This is a genomic window from Enterococcus sp. FR204 (assembly GCF_031143325.1).
In the GTDB taxonomy this organism is placed as follows: Bacteria; Bacillota; Bacilli; order Lactobacillales; family Enterococcaceae; genus Enterococcus_B; species Enterococcus_B faecium.
Genome location: NZ_JAKZIW010000087.1, coordinates 1 through 2,998, shown reverse-complemented (window position 1 = coordinate 2,998; position 2,998 = coordinate 1). Strand labels below are relative to the sequence as shown.

Sequence of the window (2,998 nt, the reverse complement as noted above, 5' to 3'; positions counted from 1 at the left end):
ATATTAAAATTCCTTATAACGTTGTTTCTATCACTTTCATTAGGAAAGCTACTTCTCATTGATACATATTCTTTTATAGATGCAATAGTGCTTTTTATCATTTGAAATTCATCCATAACTTCACCTTCTCTAATTATTTTAATTTTAATTTAATTATACATGATAATTCTGTTTTTAGCCCTTTTTTGCTGAAGAGAAGATTGAGGTCATTATGCAGGAGAAGAATGAAGAGGCAGCTAATTAGTCAAATGAAAAATTTGATAAAACAAATCAAACACAGATTACAATAAATGGTCGTTTTTGCAGTTTGATCGTGTAAGATTTGTAAAATAATAAAGCTAAGATAAGCACAGCGGTTTCTAGTAAGGCGTATTATGAATTGATCCACAACAAGATAAATCAGAATTTTATTTAAATGAGTAAAAAAAGAGAAAATAAGGCACTTAAAGTCTAGCGACTACCGTTAGGGGAAAAGATAAACAGATTCTTTTCATATTTTTTAGTTACATAGACATTCAGAAAAAAAGACAATCAACTAGTGATTGTCTTTTAGAAAATTTCCAATTATTTTTGTGATATTACTAGAAAATGAGACAAGAGCAAGACCTAAAATATTTATGAAAAAATTGAAATCTAAAAAAATAGCATTAAGTATAACAAGAATCATTCCGGTGTATAAAAATATATTAGCATTAAGTTTGTTGATAAGCGTCATTTTTCTTCCTCCTATCACTTTTAGATAAGAGTATCTCTTATTTATTTTATAGTCAATACCTTAATAATAAGTCGACAGAAACAAGAATTAAGGAGAAACAGTTGGATGTCAAGTGATAGTACTAGTATAAAGACAAAAACAACAAGTGAGAAAATTTATAGTTATAAAAGCAGAAAAATTAATAATTCTTATAAAGATATCGCAAAACAACGATAAAAAGAATAAGAGATAAAAACAACCCTACTACGTAAAAATTTAATGCTGAAAGCGATTGATAAAATGTATGTTTTATTATTTTTATTATAAAAAACGCAGATGGTAAAAAAGAAAGCACTAATATAATCGCTTTTCTAGAACGTTTAGTGAAGTAAAAGAAAGAGATGACACCAATACAGACTGGAATCCAAAATAAAAGCATACTAAATGTGACCACAGCATCATCTCCCATATAGTCTTATATCAATTAGGATAATAGCATTTTATCAACTAATAGCCAACTAATAACCAAATAATAAGAAGAATAGTTTCGAATGAATCACAGATACCTCAAATTAACAAAATTAAGAAAACACGAACTAACTGCAGCGAAAGCAAAATTAAAAAAAGAATACGGAGCTTCTGCAGAAGAAACATATAAAGTTGCGAAAAATTGTATTGCTAATATAATCACACTGCAAACATTTTGTTTAAAAACGGAAGTAGTTAACGAAGAACAAAAAGAAACTAGATATTACTCGATTAATTGATAGAGAGATCATTCATTGAAGGTCTTTCTCGTTGGTTAATCAATTATTGTGATTTTCTGAAATTTCACATCTTTTTTATTTATATTTAAACCGTATATCGAGTGATTATCCTTGTATTAGCATTACATCCGTGTTATAGTAAATAAGTAATCTAATTTGAAACGTAATCTGAGCGATATATTCACACTATAAAAACTCCTTTTACCAAGTAATATTAATTGCAATAAAACACGTATTATATACGTATCAGGAGGAAATATATATGAATAACGGTACAGTAAAATGGTTTAACTCAGATAAAGGTTTTGGTTTCATCACTGGTGAAGATGGAAATGACGTATTCGCTCATTTCTCAGCAATCCAAGGAGAAGGCTTTAAGTCTTTAGATGAAGGCCAAGCAGTTACTTATGATATTGAAGAAGGACAACGGGGTCCTCAAGCAGTAAATATCGTAAAATAATGTTGAACGTTAACCGCCTCATATGAGGTGGTTTTTTTGTTTATGTCGGTAGAAAAAATTCCTCACCGTAATATTAGGTGAGGGATTTTTTTCGTTCATTAATTAATTTTAACATTATTTTTTGCTTTAGTTTGGCTATTTTCTGACAGCCAGTTTTTACCTGCTTTATTTGAAATTGTCGAATCGTAAAGAAGCTACTTTTTTGAGCAAAGGAATTTACATATTTTATTAAAAATGGTTTAATGATTTAAACTAATAAACAAAAGAGGTGGATCACAATGAATGGACACGATCGCTTAAAAACAGAACTAGAATCATTAAGTGATTTTTTAGCAGCTTTAGGTGACAGAAAAAGACAATTGATTTTGATTAGATTATTAAATGAAAAAAGCTGTCATGGTTTGCAAGTAGGAGAACTAACTGACGATACAGGTTTATCAAGACCAGCAGTATCGCACCACTTGAAAATTTTAAAAGACGCCGATTTATTAGAGGTCAGAGAAGAAGGAACTAAAAATTTTTACTATTTAAAACACGAAAATAAAAATATATATAAACTAAGAGATTTTTTGTCTGACGTAATAGATGAAATAGAGGAGCTAAAAAACAGTGAAGAAAATTCTGATAGTTGAAACAAATGTCAATCAATACAAAGGAACAAATAAAGCTACTGGGCTTTGGCTAGGAGAAACAGTAGAATTTTTAGCAGAAATCTATAAATATCAATTTGAAGCTGATTTTGTCAGTCCGTTAGGTGGTTATGTACCGATTGACCCTCGAAGTATGAGAAATCTAGATTCTGATGTAATAGACCTTTATTCTAATAAAGCTTTTATTGAAAAAGGTTTGAGGAATACGTTGTCTCCTGCAAACGTAAAGAGCAAAGATTATACTGCTATTTACTTTACTGGTGGGCATGGTGTCATGTGGGATTTTCCCGAGAATAGTGCATTACAAAAAATAGCTAGTGATATTTATGAATCAAATGGATATGTGTTATCTGTGTGCCATGGTATAGCAGGTTTATTTAATATCAGACTTGCTAATAATGACTATTTAATAGCAACGCGAATTGTA

General features: G+C 29.6%; 6 protein-coding genes. 4 read left to right on the top strand and 2 right to left on the bottom strand.

The features are described from left to right. Positions 1-535: 535 nt before the first annotated feature. Together RG571_RS11840 and RG571_RS11835 are read right to left on the bottom strand one after the other, a co-directional pair. Positions 536-715: a hypothetical protein gene (locus RG571_RS11840; protein ID WP_002322938.1), complete on the bottom strand. Its 180-nt coding sequence runs from the start codon at positions 713-715 to the stop codon at positions 536-538. Positions 716-893: 178 nt separating this feature from the next. Next, on the bottom strand, positions 894-1,148 hold the full coding sequence (locus tag RG571_RS11835; protein WP_002298667.1) for a hypothetical protein: 255 nt from the start codon (positions 1,146-1,148) through the stop codon (positions 894-896). Positions 1,149-1,245: 97 nt separating this feature from the next. On the opposite strand from RG571_RS11835, the gene RG571_RS11830 reads away from it, so the two are divergent. The 4 genes from RG571_RS11830 to RG571_RS11815 form a co-directional block, all read left to right on the top strand. Beyond that, on the top strand, positions 1,246-1,461 hold the full coding sequence (locus RG571_RS11830; RefSeq protein WP_002298666.1) for a hypothetical protein: 216 nt from the start codon (positions 1,246-1,248) through the stop codon (positions 1,459-1,461). Positions 1,462-1,723: 262 nt separating this feature from the next. After that, positions 1,724-1,921: a cold-shock protein gene (locus RG571_RS11825; protein WP_002293041.1), complete on the top strand. Its 198-nt coding sequence runs from the start codon at positions 1,724-1,726 to the stop codon at positions 1,919-1,921. 278 nt (positions 1,922-2,199) lie between these two features. Continuing rightward, complete coding sequence (locus RG571_RS11820; protein ID WP_002324895.1) at positions 2,200-2,553, top strand: helix-turn-helix transcriptional regulator; 354 nt, start codon at positions 2,200-2,202, stop codon at positions 2,551-2,553. Beyond that, the coding region (locus RG571_RS11815; protein ID WP_308947715.1) for a type 1 glutamine amidotransferase domain-containing protein at positions 2,531-2,998 on the top strand (468 nt) is incomplete at its 3' end. The genes RG571_RS11820 and RG571_RS11815, both read left to right, overlap by 23 nt.